We start from the raw sequence: 13,504 nt of genomic DNA on the forward strand, positions 1-13,504 counted from the left end.
CTGGCGATGCATATCGGCAACCGTACTGACATTCGGTAGTCGATCTCCGTCTCGCCGTGGTGGCACGTTTCCGGGATTCGCCGGGTCCGGCGCGCTCGTACGGTATTGCTCAACGACGACTTCCCAGGGGGACATGATGAGCGACTACGACATGGGCGACACGGGTCACGGCGACGTGGACTACGGGCACTACGAGGCCGGTCAGGAGCAGGGCTCGCTGGACCAGATGCACCACGCCGCGGGCTCGGAGGCCGACTACAACAACCAGTACGGCGTGTACGAGCAGGACCACCACAGCGCGGAGTCGACGGACTTCGCGCAGGGTCACCACGTCGAGTACGACGCGCCGGCGGCCGTGCACTACGAGTCCGACGACTACACGAACTACTCGCACGACGCGACCTCGGACGACCACGTGTTCGCGGCCGAGGGCAGCGAGAACGCCCACCAGGCCAACTTCAGCGAGCTCGACCAGCTGGAGAACAGCTTCGGCAAGTCGTTCGTCGACGGCACCGAGTTCCACTCGGCGGGTGGCGAGGGCCAGTTCGGCGTCGCGGCCAACTAGCCCCAAAACCGCACGAACGGCCGGTCACCCGCGGGGTGGCCGGCCGTTTCGCTGTGGTCCGGGCGGGTCAGAGGGCGGTCAAAATCACCGGGCCGTCGTCGGTGACCGCGATCGTGTGCTCCCAGTGGGCGGCCCGGGAGCCGTCGACCGTCGACACCGTCCACCCGTCGCGCTGCAGCCGGTGGCGGTCCGAGCCGCTCTCCACCACCATCGGCTCGATGGCCAGGGCCAGGCCGGGGCGCAGGGTCAGCCCGCGGCCGGGGCGGCCCTCGTTCGGCACGTGCGGGTCCTCGTGCATGGCGGTGCCGACGCCGTGGCCGCCGTAGCCCGTCGGCATGCCGTACCCCGCGGCGCGGCACACGCTCTGCACCGCGTGGGAGATGTCGCCCAGCCGGTTGCCCGGCACCGCGGCGGCGATGCCCGCCTCCAGGGCCTGCCGGCCCACGTCCGACAGGCGCCGGGCGGCCTCGTCGATCGGGCCGATGCCGACCGTCACGGCGGAGTCGCCGTGGTAGCCGTCGATGTGGGCGCCGAAGTCGATGGAGAGCAGGTCACCCTCCTGCAGCCGGCGGGCGTCCGGGATGCCGTGCACGATGGCGTCGTTGACGGACAGGCACAGCACCGCCGGGTAGGGGATCGGCGCGAACGACGGGTGGTAGTGCAGGAACGACGACTTCGCGCCCTTCTCGGCCAGCAGCTCGCGGGCCAGGTCGTCCAGCTCCAGCAGCGTCGCCCCCGGCTCGGCGGCCGCGCTCACGGCCGTCAGGATCTGGGCGACCACCCGGCCCGCCTCGCGCATCGTCGCGAGTTCCGCCGCACTCTTCAGGACCACCATGCCGGATATTCTAATACCAGGATTATCATCGACACATGGTGCGCAACCCGCTGACCGATGACGAGCGGCACCGCGGGCTGGTGCTGGGCCGGATGCTGCAGCAGGCGCGCGGGGCGCGCAGTGCGGCGGCCGTCGCGTTCGAGGCCGGGATCTCGCTCGACACGCTGCGCAAGATCGAGCGCGGGGCGATCGCGACCCCGGCGTTCTTCACCGTGGCGGCGCTCGCGCGGGTGCTCGGGCTGGACCTGACCACGCTGGCCGGGGCCCTCGGCGACGACAAGCCGCAGGCGACCAGCCGCGTGGCCTGACCGGCCCCGCCCGCCATGACCCTGTGGGAGCGCACCGAGGCGCTCGACGACCTGCGCGGCCTCGGCGCCGGACGCATCGCGCTGGTCGCGGACGAGGCCGGCATCGGCAAGACCAGCCTCGTGCGGGCCTTCACCGCGGCCGCGCGCGACCCGGTGTGGCTGGGCGCCTGCGACCCCCTGGTCACCCCGCGCGCCCTCGGCCCGTGGCACGACATCGCCCGGCAGGCCGGCGGCGCGCTCGCCGAGGCCCTCGACGCCCAGCGGCCCCCGTTGCCCGCCCTGCTGGACGCGCTCGAACGCCCCGGAGCGCGGCCGGTCCTGGTGATCGAGGACCTGCACTGGGCCGACGAGGCCTCGCTCGACCTGCTCGTCCTGCTCGCGCGGCGGATCGAGCGGCTCCGGGCGCGGCTCGTGCTCACCTACCGCGACGACGAGACCCCCGGCCACCCGCTGCACGCGGCCCTGGCCGCCTTCCCGCGCGACATCGTGCGCCGGGTGCCGCTGCCCCGGCTGTCCCGCGCCTGCGTCGCCGAGCAGGCCGGGCGGGCCGGTCGCGACCCGGCGGCCGTATACGCCCTCACCGGCGGCAACCCGCTGCTCGTGACCGAGGCGCTGAGCGAGGAGCCGGCGGGTGCCGTACGGCATCTGATCCTGACCCGGATCGAGCGGCTGCCGGCCCCCGCGCGGGACCTCGCCGAGCTCGCGGCCGTCATGCAGCGCCTCGACGGGGCCGACGAGGCCGAGTGGGCGCTCGTGGACCGCTGCGTGGCCGAGGGGGTGCTGGTCGCGGCGGAGGGCGGAGCCGGGTTCCGCCACGAGCTGCTGCGCCGGGCCGTCGAGGACGCGCTGCCGCCGGGCCGCCGCCGCGCGCTGCACCTGCGGGCGGTCGAGCGTCTGGCGGCCCGCCCCGGGGTCGATCCGGCCCGCCTGGCCCATCACGCCAGACACGGCGAAGAGCCGGAACTGCTGCGACGGTACTGCCTGATCGCCGCCGAGTCCGCCGCCGCCCAGGGCGCCCATCGCGAGGCCGCGGCGCACTACCGGGCCGTCGTGGACCTCGACGCCGGGGTGGAGGTCCTGGAGGCCTACGCGTTCCAGGCGTACCTGGCCGGCCTGTCCGCCGAAGCCCTCGACGCGCGCCGGCGGGCGGCCGACCGGCGGCGCGCGGCCGGCGAATGGGAGGGCGCCGGGGCGAACGAGCGCTGGATCTCGCGCCTGGCCTGGTGGAGCGGCGACACGGCGCTGGCCCGGCGCGCGGTCGAGGACGCGGTGGCGACGCTGAGCCAGGGCCCGCCCGGGCGCGAGCTCGCGATGGCCCTGAGCACCCGCGCCCAGCTGCACATGCTCGCCTACGAGGTCGAGCCGGCCGTCGCGTGGGGCACCCGCGCGGCGGAGCTGGCCGAGCGGCTCGGCGACCGCGAGACCGCCGTGCACGCCGGCATCAACGTCGCCACCGCCCGGCTGGTGCGCGGCGAGCCGGGGGCGGCGGCCGAGCTGGTGCGGCTGCACGAGCGCGCGGACGCCGCGGGGCTCGCCGACCACGCGGCCCGGGCCCTGGTCAACCGGGCCGCCACGGACCTGTGGATCGGCGACGACCTCGCCGCGACCCTGGCCGCGATCGAGCTCGCGTTCGCCTACGCCGACGGGCACGATCTCGGGGGCTACCGGCAGTACCTGCTGGGCGTCCGCGCGGCCGTGCGGGTCGAGGCGGGCGACTGGGAGGCGGCGCTGGCCGACGCCGAGGAGTCGCTGGCCTACCCGAGCCGGGGCGGGGTCGGGCCGCTGCCCGCGCTCGTGGCGCGGGGCCGGGTGCAGTCCGCGCGGGGCGAGCCGGAGGCGGAAGCGACCCTGGACACGGCCCTGCGCGAGGCGCTCGCGACCGAGGAGCTGCAGCGCATCGGGCCGGTCGCGATCGCCCGCGCCGAGCACTTCCTGCACCTCGGCGAGGCCGGGCGCGCCGCGGCCGAGGCCCGGCGGGGGCTCGAGCTGGCGGAGTCGGTCGGGCACCGCAGGTACGTCCGGGAACTGTCCTTCGCTCTGCTGCGGGCGACCGGTGCACCGTCCGATGTGGACTGGCGGGCGGCGGCGGACGGCTTCGCGCGCGGCGGGCGGCACCTCGCGCGGGTGCACGCGCTGGGGCTCGGGGACGCGGCGGCGGCGGGGGAGGCGCTCGCCGCGCTGGACGCGCTCGGGGCCGGGCGCGCGGCCGCGTGGCTGCGGGCGGACCTGCGCCGGCGCGGGGTGAGCGGGGTGCCGCGCGGGCCCCGGCCGGCGACCGCCGCCAACGCCGCCGGGCTGACCGGCCGGCAGGCGGAGGTGCTGCGGCTGCTCGCCGACGGGCGCTCCAACGCCGAGATCGCCGCGGCCCTGACGCTGTCCGAGAAGACGGTGCAGCACCACGTCTCGGCGATCCTGGCCAAGCTGTCGGCGAGCTCGCGCACCCGGGCGGCGGCGGCCGCGCGCCGGCTCGGGCTGGTCTGAGCGGCATGATTCGCAGCGGCGCCGTCGACGTGGACTACCCGGACTCGGGCGGCGGCCGGGCCGCGCTCGTGGCCGGTTCCCTGCCCGGGTTCGCGGTCGAGACCGAGCGCGTCGCGTGGCTGGACGAGGTCGAGGCGTACGTCCCCGGGCAGTTCTACCGGCGCGAGCTCCCGGCGATCCGGGCCGTCCTGGCCGGCGTCGACCCCGTCGAGCTGCTGATCGTCGACGGCTACGTGGACCTCGACCCCGGCGGGCGGCCGGGGCTCGGCGCCCACGTGCACGAGGCCCTGGGCATCCCGGTGATCGGCGTGGCCAAGACGTCCTTCCACACCGCGACCCACGCGGTGCCGGTGCTGCGCGGCGGGGCGTCGAAGCCGCTCTTCGTCACCGCGACCGGCCTGCCGCGGTCCGACGCGGCCGCCCTCGTGGCCGGGATGTGCGGCCCCTTCCGGATGCCGGACGCGCTGCGCCGCGTCGACGCGCTCGCCCGCGGCCGGGTGTAGGCGCGGGGCCGGGTTGCGCGGCTCCTGCCGGATGCCGGACGCGCTGCGCCGCGTCGACGCGCTCGCCCGCGGCCGGGCGTAGGCGCGGGGCGGGTTGCGCGGTGCCGGGCGCGCCGCGCCGGGTCGATGCGCTGGCGCGCGGCTGGGTGTAGGCGCGGGGCTGGGTTGTGTGCGGCTCCTGCCGGATGCCGGGCGCGCCGCGCCGCGTCGACGCGCTCGCCCGCGGCCGGGCAGGCATAGAAAATATTCAAACTGTTAAGGACCTTAAGAGCACTTGCGGAGGCATCGACAACGCTGTACGTTCCTCGCACAACGCTTAACTTTGTTAACAGTTAGCGTCACGTCCGTAGTGCTCGTGGAGGGGTCCATGAAACGCAAAACCCTGATCCCCCTCGCGCTGACCGCCGCCGCCACCCTGGGTGCGACGACCCTCGGCGTGATCAACGCGCAGTCCGCCAGTGCCGCGTTGACCAGCAACTGGTACGCCTCGGCGCCGTACCTGATGCCGTTCGACAACAGCCCGCCCGACGCCATCGCGGTCATGAACGCGACCGGGCAGAAGGCCTTCCAGCTGGCCTTCATCCTCGCCCCCAACGGCGGCGGCTGCACGCCCACGTGGGACGGCACCCGGCCCGTGTCCTCCGACACCGAGGCCGCGGCGCTCATCTCGCGCATCCGGGCCGCCGGCGGCGACGTGAGCGTCTCCATCGGCGGGTACGGCGGCACCAAGCTCGGCCAGACCTGCGGCACCCCGGCCGCGACCGCCGCCGCCTACCAGCAGGTGGTCACCAAGTACTCCCTCAAGGCGATCGACTTCGACCTCGAGGAGCCGGAGTACGAGAACGCCGCGGCCGTGAACAACGAGCTCGGCGCCGCGCAGATCCTGCAGCGGGACAACCCCGGCCTCTACGTCTCGGTGACCACGGCCGGCACGGCGGCGGGCACGGGCTGGTTCGGCACCGAGATGCTCAAGAACGCCAAGAGCCTCGGCTTCACCCCGAACAACTACTCGATCATGCCGTTCGACGGCGGCTTCAACGGCGCGTCCTCGCAGACCGCCGCGGCCGAGGCGTTCCACGGCATCCTGATGAGCACGTTCGGCTGGGACAGCGCCACGGCCTACGCCCACGAGGGCGTCTCGCTGATGAACGGGCGCAGCGACGCCGGCGAGTACTTCCGCCAGGCCGACTTCCAGACCGTGCTCGACTACGCGACCTCGCACCACCTGGCGCGGTACACCTACTGGTCGGTCAACCGCGACCGCCAGTGCGCCGACCCGAACCAGTCCACCACGTCGGGCACCTGCAGCAGCGTGCCGCAGACGGCGTGGGAGTTCACGAAGTACACGGCCCGCTTCGCGGGGGCCACGCCGCCCACCACGAACCCGACCACGGGCGGCCCGCCGCCCACCACGCCCGGCACCGGCACGTGCACCGCGGCGGCCTGGAACTCGGGCACCGCGTACTCGGGCGGCGCGCTGGTGTCGTACAACGGCCACACCTACAAGGCGGCCTGGTGGACCCAGGGCGAGACGCCCGGCACCGCGAGCGTCTGGGTGGACCAGGGCGCGTGCGGCGGCGGGGGCACCACGCAGCCGCCGACCTGCCCGGCGGCCTGGAACTCGGGCACCGCGTACAGCGGCGGGGCGACGGTCTCCTACGGCGGTCACAAGTGGACCGCGAAGTGGTGGACCCAGGGCGACATCCCCGGCAACAACTCGCAGAACGTGTGGACCGACAACGGAGCCTGCTGACCGGCACCACCGGTGACGAGGCCGCCGCCCGAAGGGTCATCGGGCGGCGGCCTCGCCCCGTTGCGCGCATCTGCCGCGGCTCGCCCCGTTTCGCTCACCTGTCGCGGTTCGCCCTCGTTTCGCTCACCTGCCGCGGCTCGCCTCGTTTCGCTCACCTGCCGCGGCAGGGCGCCGAAGAGTCGGACATGAAGGTCACCGTGGCCCGCAAGCTCGCGGCGCTCATCGTGCTCGCCGCGCTGGGCGTCGCCGCCACCGCCGTGGTGCTCGGCGCGCTGCTCAACGGGCTGGCGAGCCGCTTCGACGAGGTGGCCGAGCAGGACCACCCGTCGGTGCGGGCCGCGCTCGAGATGGAGGTCGCCAAGACCGGGCAGGCCGACGACCTGGGCAGCTACGTCGCCAGCGGCGATCGCGAGTTCCTGGCGGAGTGGGACGCCGATCACGCCGAGTTCGTGCGGTGGCTCGACGCCTACCGCCGGCTGGACATCTCCCCCCACGAGGCGAGCGTGCTCGACACGGTGACGAGCGCCGACGCGGCGTACCAGAGCGAGGCCCAGAAGGTCGTCGCGCTGGTCCAGGCCGGGAACCCCGCCGCGGCGACCAGGGCCTCGAACGACGTCCTCGGCCCGCTCGAGGACAAGATCTTCAAGGGCCTCACGGACCTGGAGGACCTCAACACCACCACCATCGCCGAGGCCACCGTGGCCGGCGAGCGGCAGGTCACCCGCGGGGCCTGGCTCGCGGTCCTCATCCCCCTCGCGGCCCTGGCGATCGTGACCGCGCTCGCGATCGTCATCGTGCGCGGGATCGTGCGCCCGCTGCGCGCGGCGGTCGCGGCGCTCGGGCGGGTGGCCGGGGGCGACCTCACCGGCAGCGTCGCGGTGCGCGGCGGCGACGAGCTGGCGGACATGGGCCGGGCGCTGAACCGGGCCACGGCGGCGATGCGCGAGACGGTCGGCGCGCTCGGCTCGACGGCGACCTCGCTGACCGACACCGCCGGCGACCTGAGCCGCTCGGCCGGGGAGACGGCCGTGAGCGCCGACAACGCGAACCTGCAGGCCCAGACCACGGCCTCGGCGGCGGAGGAGGTCTCGGCCGGGGTGAGCACGGTGGCCACGGCCTCGGAGGAGATGACCGCGGCGATCGCCGAGATCGCGCAGAACGCGTCCCGGGCCGCGGTGGTCGCCATGAGCGCGGTGGACACGGCGGCGCAGACCTCGGGCACGGTACAGCTGCTGGGGGTGGCCTCCGGCGAGATCGCCGAGGTGCTCAAGACGATCACGAGCATCGCGGCGCAGACCAACCTGCTCGCGCTCAACGCGACCATCGAGGCGGCCCGGGCCGGCGAGTCCGGCAAGGGCTTCGCGGTCGTCGCCGGCGAGGTCAAGGACCTGGCCCAGGAGACCGCCCGCGCCACCGAGGACATCGCCCGGCGCATCGGGTCGATCCGCACGCACACCGGCGCGACGACGGAGGCGATCGGGCGCATCGCCGGGATCATCGACGAGATCAACGACTACCAGAACACCATCGCGTCCGCGGTCGAGGAGCAGACGGCCACCACCGAGGAGATCAACCGCTCGGTGAGCGAGGCCGCGGCCGGGACGCAGGTCATCGCGGCGAACGTGACGCACCTGGCGACCACGGCGCAGGCGGTCACCGAGGCGGCCGCGGCCTCGAGCCGGGCCGCGTCGTCGCTCACCGAGACCGCCGGCCGGCTGCGCACGCTCGTGTCGCGCTTCAGTGTCTAGTGCCTGAGGTCTTCAGGCCCAGCGGTGTCTAGTGGCCGCCCGGGCAGCAGCGGGCCAGCGCGTACAGCTCCCGCATCCGGTCGCCGGCCTCCTCGGGGCGGTTCAGGGGCGTCGGGAACGGGAGTCGTACGTCCCGGGCCCGCCCCGCGAACTCCAGGCGCAGGACCACGCCGTAGCGGTCGAGGCGGACGGGCACGACACGCTTGACGCCGTGCAGGTGGTGCGGCGGTACGAGCCGGGCGAGGCGGTCGACCGCGTCGGGGTGCGCGTCGCTGAGGTGGCACAGCAGGTCCGCCTCGACGTGCGCGAGCGGGTCGGGCTCGGCCGCGGCGAACTCGTCGGGGTCGACGGTGATCTCGGCGTCGCGGCCGTAGGCGGGGTCCTGCAGCGTGGCCTCGGCCAGATCGAGCGCCAGCCCGCCTGCGGGGTGCACGCCGAGCCAGCCGCCGAACGTGGCGCGGGCCCGCACGCGCGAGCGCACCGAGGTCGGGGCGACGTCCGTGAGCTCGAGCACGGCGGCGCTGTCGTCGACCTGGAGCGCGGCGGCGCTGTCGTCCGCGGCGAGCGCGGCGGCGCTGTCGTCGGCGGCGAGTGCGGCGGCGCTGTCGTACGCAGCGAAGGCGTCGGGTGGCACGTCGAGCAGGATGCGCCCGCCCTCGACCCGATGCGCGCCGACCAGGTCGCAGCGGCGCCCGGGAACGTGCAGGGTGAGCGAGCCGGCGGCGGCCAGCAGCGAGCGCAGGCGCTCGGCCGGGGTGGGGAACGTTGACATCCGACCTCCTAAGGTTAGGCTTACCTTATTCGAAAGGAGCCCCGTGAACCAGTCACGCCCCAAGGTCCGCCGCTCCCGCGCGCTGGGCATCGCGCTGACCCCCAAGGACGTCAAGTACTTCGAGCGGCGCCCGTTCCCGCCCGGCCAGCACGGCCGCGCGCGCCCGAAGGTCAGCGACTACAAGGTCCGGCTGCTGGAGAAGCAGCGGCTGAAGGCGCAGTACAACATCCGCGAGAACCAGCTGCGGGCCGCCTTCGACCGGGCGGTGCGCCGCCCCGGCAAGACCGGCGAGGAGCTGGTGGTGGACCTTGAGCTGCGGCTGGACGCCGTGGTGCTGCGGGCGGGGTTCGCGCGCACGATCTACCAGTCCCGCCAGGTGGTGACGCACCAGCACGTGAACGTCAACGGCCGGCGGGTGGACCGCCCGTCGTACCGCGTCCGCCCCGGCGACGTCATCGAGATCGCCGAGCGCAGCCGCGCGAAGACGCCGTTCATGGTCGCCGCCGCAGGCGCCCACGCGGGGGAGCGCACCGCCCCCTACCTGGACACGAACCTGGCCGGGCTGACCACGCGGCTGATTCGGCTGCCGCTGCGCCCGGAGATCCCGGTGCTCTGCGACGAGCAGCTGATCGTCGAGTTCTACAGCCGCTGACGCACAGCGAAACGGCCGGCCACCCCGCGGGGTGGCCGGCCGTTCGTGCGGTTTTGGGGCTAGTTGGCCGCGACGCCGAACTGGCCGCCACCGGCGTGGAACTCGGTGCCGTCGACGAACGACTTGCCGAAGCTCTGCTCCAGCTGGTCGAGCTCGCTGAAGTTGGCCTGGTGGGCGTTCTCGCTGCCCTCGGCCGCGAACACGTGGTCGTCCGAGGTCGCGTCGTGCGAGTAGTTCGTGTAGTCGTCGGACTCGTAGTGCACGGCCGCCGGCGCGTCGTACTCGACGTGGTGGCCCTGCGCGAAGTCCGTGGACTCCGCGCTGTGGTGGTCCTGCTCGTACACGCCGTACTGGTTGTTGTAGTCGGCCTCCGAGCCCGCGGCGTGGTGCATCTGGTCCAGCGAGCCCTGCTCCTGACCGGCCTCGTAGTGGCCGTAGTCCACGTCGCCGTGACCGGTGTCGCCCATGTCGTAGTCGCTCATCATGTCCCCCTGGGAAGTCGTCGTTGAGCAATACCGTACGAGCGCGCCGGACCCGGCGAATCCCGGAAACGTGCCACCAACGACGAGGCACTCAGCGGCGGGGTCGGGGGGTCAGCAGCGGTGGCGCCGCCGGGGGCTGGAACGGGGGCGGGTTCTCGATGCCCGCGGCGCGTTCCAGCAGCGCCACCAGGCCGGCTCGCGTCGCGACCACGACCATCGTGTGGGTGCGGTCCAGCGTGCGCCAGCGGTTCTGCTCCGGGGCCCAGAAGGTCTGCACGCCCACGCCCAGGCCCGCGCGGCCGGTCTGGACGGCGACCAGGCGCACCAGGCCCGGCTCGCTGACCGCGCGGAAGTACTGCCCCTCGAGCTGCGAGCCGGCCCCGACCGGCACCTCGGCGACGAGCAGGACCCGGCGGCCGACCGGGATGGTGTCGATGACCTCGCTGCCGACCATGGACGCGGCGAAGGCCGGCGCGGCCAGGTACGACACGCTGCGCGAGAGGTTGATGTCGAACGCGGTCTTGATGCGCTGGGCGAACTCCTCCTCGAACAGGCGCAGCACGACCCGCAGGCTGGGGTGCAGGTTGCGGCCGATCAGGGCGGCCTCGAGATTCGTGACGTCCGCGGTCGTCACCACGACCAGGCAGCGGGCCGTGGCCACGGACGCGGCGGTGAGCGTGTCCGGGTTGGTGACGTCGCCGATGATGACCGGCAGGCCGAGGTCGCGGCCGACCTGGACGCCGCGGGCGCGTTCGTCGCGGTCCACGGCCACCACGTCGATGCCGAGGTCGTTGAGCTCCCGCAGCACCCGGGTGCCGACGTTGCCGAGGCCGACCACGACCACGTGGCCGGAGACGCGCTCGGTCAGGCCGCCGGCCGCGATCGCCAGGCGGGCCTTCACCACGATGCCGACGACGGCGGCGGTGATGGCGGGGATGACGGCCACGCCGACGACGACCAGCACCACGTCGACCGCCTGGGACAGGACCGGGGCGTCCTCCTGCGGGTTGGCGCCGCCGAGCGCGGTGAGCACGGCAAGGTACAGCGCCTTCCAGACCCCGACGTGGCGCACGGCGGCCACCGCGATGGTGCCCAGCGCCAGCACGCCCACGATGCTCGCCAGGATTCGGCGCAGGCCGCCGCCGATGAGCAGCCGCGACAGGCGCATCGGGTGGCGGCGGCGGGGGCGCGGCGGGTCGGCGTCGCGGTTGCCGTACACACTCGTGAGCACGAGGTCGGCGCGCTCCTCGTCGGCCGGCAGGGTCTCGTTCTCGGCCGTGATCGCCAGGCCGCAGCGCACGTTGCCGGGGTTGGCCGAGGCGCGGTCGAGGGCCATGAGCTGCTGGCCGTCGGAGAGGCGGATCGTCGTCGGGTTGCTGTCGCCCAGCGCGGCGGCGACGAAGGCGGGCGCGGCGATCTCCGAGGCCGAGAGCACCGAGCAGTTGGAGAGCCGCTGCACGATCCCGGCGCCGAGGCGGGTGTTGAACATCCGCAGCACGACCCGGATCGACGGGTCGACCTCGCGGGCGATGAGGGCGGCGTCGACGTTGGCCACGTCGTCGGTGTCGAGGAACGCGATCGCGTCGGCGTCGGTCAGGTCGGCGGTCTCGAACACGGCGCGGGACGGCCGGCGGGCCTCGATGAGCACCGGGCGGCTCAGCGGGTCGTCGTCGGCGCGGATCTCGGCGATCTCGGGTGCCTGCCCGGCGGTGAGGTCGGCCACGATGACCGTCACCTGGGCCGAATACGTGTTGATCAGCTCGCCGACCAGCCGGCGGGCGAGCGCGTTGTCTCCCCAGACGACGAACTTGCGCACGGCGACGATCGTAGCGACGAAGCGCTATCCGCAATGGGGCGGCAAACCGACCAGAAGATTGACGTTGTACAGCAGGATCGCGTACTTGCCGACGTCGTGGCGCTCCACCGGGGCGCCCCACATGTGCTCGGCCTGCTCGGGGGTGCCGTAGAACGGGCGGTCCTTCTCGAACACGACGAACCGGGCGTCGTGCGCGCCGGCGTCGTACATCGAGTCCTTCGACTGCCAGCAGAACGGCACCAGCCGGTCCCCGCCCCCGACCACGGGCGCGACCACGACCTCGTGCTCGGTGGTCACGGTGATGTTGTTCGAGGCCCAGTACGCGCCGAGGCCGTAGGACAGGCCCCGCTCGCGCAGGTAGTCCGCGGCCTCCTGGGCCTCGGACGGCTCGGCCCGGGGCGGCGAGTAGACGACCACGGTGAGCGCGAAGACCGCGAGCACGGCCGCGAGCGCGCCGCGCCCGATCCGCACCGTGCGCCCGGGAGCGCCGGAGGCCAGCCAGGGACCGGCGTAGCGGGCGGCCAGGGCGGCGCCCATCGGCAGGACCGGCGCGATCTCGCGGGCCGCCATCAGGTCGACGGAGATGGTGGAGACGATCTCGGCGCCGAGGTTGCAGGTGATCGCCGCGATCATCACCGAGTCCACCCGGTCGGCCGTGCCGCGCACCGCGCGCACCAGCGTCACGGCGAAGGCGACGAGCGCCACCGCGAACCCGATCAGGTGCAGCAGCGAGAGCAGGATCTCGAACCCGGCCGGGTGCCAGCCGGGGCGGTGGGTGCCGAAGACGACCCCGACCATCCGGGCCGTCATCCAGGCCCGGTGCGGCCAGTCCGACAGCGGCGCCAGCTCGATCGGCGGGTGTGGCGACTGGAAGGCGCCGAGCGCGTCGAGCAGGTGGCGGAAGCCGCGCGAGATGATCACCGAGACCACGGCCGCGGCGACCAGCGACAGCTCGTAGAGGCGATCGTCGCGGCGAATGGCCCGATAGGCGCAGACCACGGCCAGCGGTACGGCTCCCACGAACGTGATGAGCGGGTCGCCCATCGCGCCCCAGCCGAGCAGCAGGGCGATGAGCACCGGGGTCCACACGCGGTGCCTGAGCCGGTCGAGCACGAGCCAGGCCAGGATCAGCGGCACCGCCGAGCCCGTGTGGTTGGGGGAGGACAGCAGCGTCTGGTATCCGGTGCCGGGGACGGGCAGCAGGAGGATCGCGACCGCGACCCCCACCCGCAGCCAGGCCTCCCGGCCCTCGGCCCGGCCCTTGGCCAGCGCCGCCGCGACGAAGACGATCATCGTGTAGGTGATGGCGGCGGTCACGTGCACCTGGTCGGCCGTGACGCCGGTGAACCACTGCACGATGCCGTACTGCACCAGCTCCGTCGGGTAGAAGGACACGTCGGACAGTGCCCAGCCCTTCAGCAGCGGGTTGCCGTGGAACATGTCCCAGGCCTGCAGCGCGTTGCTCGCCCCGTCACCGTTGATCGGGAACGCGCGGGCCATCCGCAGGTACGCGGCGCACAGGCCTATGAACAGCCCGACGGCCACGACAACGGACCCGGCCCCGATCATCACCTTCTGGCGCACCCGGG

Annotated in this window: 12 protein-coding genes; 7 read left to right on the forward strand and 5 right to left on the reverse strand. The window is 73.9% G+C overall.

Annotated elements, in window-relative coordinates:
• Positions 1-136: 136 nt before the first annotated feature.
• The gene (locus tag ACQP1P_RS03890; protein ID WP_433083162.1) at positions 137-565 is read left to right on the forward strand and encodes a hypothetical protein; all 429 of its coding nucleotides are present in this window, start codon (positions 137-139) and stop codon (positions 563-565) included.
• A gap of 67 nt (positions 566-632) precedes the next feature.
• Here the strand turns inward: ACQP1P_RS03890 and map are convergent, their stop codons facing one another.
• Positions 633-1,400, reverse strand: coding sequence for a type I methionyl aminopeptidase (gene map / locus ACQP1P_RS03895; protein WP_433083164.1), 768 nt, complete (start codon positions 1,398-1,400; stop codon positions 633-635).
• A 35-nt stretch (positions 1,401-1,435) separates the two neighbouring features.
• On the opposite strand from map, the gene ACQP1P_RS03900 reads away from it, so the two are divergent.
• From ACQP1P_RS03900 to ACQP1P_RS03920, 5 genes are all read left to right on the forward strand, one after another.
• Entirely contained in the window at positions 1,436-1,708 is a 273-nt protein-coding gene (locus tag ACQP1P_RS03900; RefSeq protein ID WP_433083166.1) for a helix-turn-helix domain-containing protein, read from the forward strand.
• Between the two features lie 15 nt (positions 1,709-1,723).
• Entirely contained in the window at positions 1,724-4,189 is a 2,466-nt protein-coding gene (locus tag ACQP1P_RS03905; RefSeq protein WP_433083168.1) for an ATP-binding protein, read from the forward strand.
• Between the two features lie 5 nt (positions 4,190-4,194).
• On the forward strand, positions 4,195-4,692 hold the full coding sequence (locus ACQP1P_RS03910; RefSeq protein WP_433083170.1) for an endonuclease V: 498 nt from the start codon (positions 4,195-4,197) through the stop codon (positions 4,690-4,692).
• Between the two features lie 367 nt (positions 4,693-5,059).
• Complete coding sequence (locus ACQP1P_RS03915; protein WP_433083172.1) at positions 5,060-6,445, forward strand: carbohydrate-binding protein; 1,386 nt, start codon at positions 5,060-5,062, stop codon at positions 6,443-6,445.
• 185 nt (positions 6,446-6,630) lie between these two features.
• Positions 6,631-8,193 (forward strand): methyl-accepting chemotaxis protein, encoded by a 1,563-nt coding sequence (locus ACQP1P_RS03920; RefSeq protein WP_433083174.1) that lies wholly within the window; start codon positions 6,631-6,633, stop codon positions 8,191-8,193.
• A 28-nt stretch (positions 8,194-8,221) separates the two neighbouring features.
• On the opposite strand, the gene ACQP1P_RS03925 is transcribed toward ACQP1P_RS03920, so the two are convergent.
• Complete coding sequence (locus ACQP1P_RS03925) at positions 8,222-8,965, reverse strand: DUF2470 domain-containing protein (RefSeq protein WP_433083176.1); 744 nt, start codon at positions 8,963-8,965, stop codon at positions 8,222-8,224.
• A gap of 43 nt (positions 8,966-9,008) precedes the next feature.
• Between ACQP1P_RS03925 and rpsD the strand changes: the two genes are divergently transcribed.
• On the forward strand, positions 9,009-9,617 hold the full coding sequence (rpsD, locus tag ACQP1P_RS03930; protein ID WP_433083178.1) for a 30S ribosomal protein S4: 609 nt from the start codon (positions 9,009-9,011) through the stop codon (positions 9,615-9,617).
• Between the two features lie 59 nt (positions 9,618-9,676).
• On the opposite strand, the gene ACQP1P_RS03935 is transcribed toward rpsD, so the two are convergent.
• The 3 genes from ACQP1P_RS03935 to ACQP1P_RS03945 form a co-directional block, all read right to left on the reverse strand.
• On the reverse strand, positions 9,677-10,099 hold the full coding sequence (locus ACQP1P_RS03935) for a hypothetical protein (protein WP_433083180.1): 423 nt from the start codon (positions 10,097-10,099) through the stop codon (positions 9,677-9,679).
• A 91-nt stretch (positions 10,100-10,190) separates the two neighbouring features.
• The gene (locus tag ACQP1P_RS03940; protein ID WP_433083182.1) at positions 10,191-11,915 is read right to left on the reverse strand and encodes a potassium channel family protein; all 1,725 of its coding nucleotides are present in this window, start codon (positions 11,913-11,915) and stop codon (positions 10,191-10,193) included.
• 24 nt (positions 11,916-11,939) lie between these two features.
• The gene (locus ACQP1P_RS03945) at positions 11,940-13,499 is read right to left on the reverse strand and encodes a hypothetical protein (protein WP_433083184.1); all 1,560 of its coding nucleotides are present in this window, start codon (positions 13,497-13,499) and stop codon (positions 11,940-11,942) included.
• Positions 13,500-13,504: the final 5 nt, after the last annotated feature.

The organism is Dactylosporangium sp. CA-052675 (assembly GCF_050947935.1).
In the GTDB taxonomy this organism is placed as follows: domain Bacteria; phylum Actinomycetota; class Actinomycetes; order Mycobacteriales; family Micromonosporaceae; genus Dactylosporangium.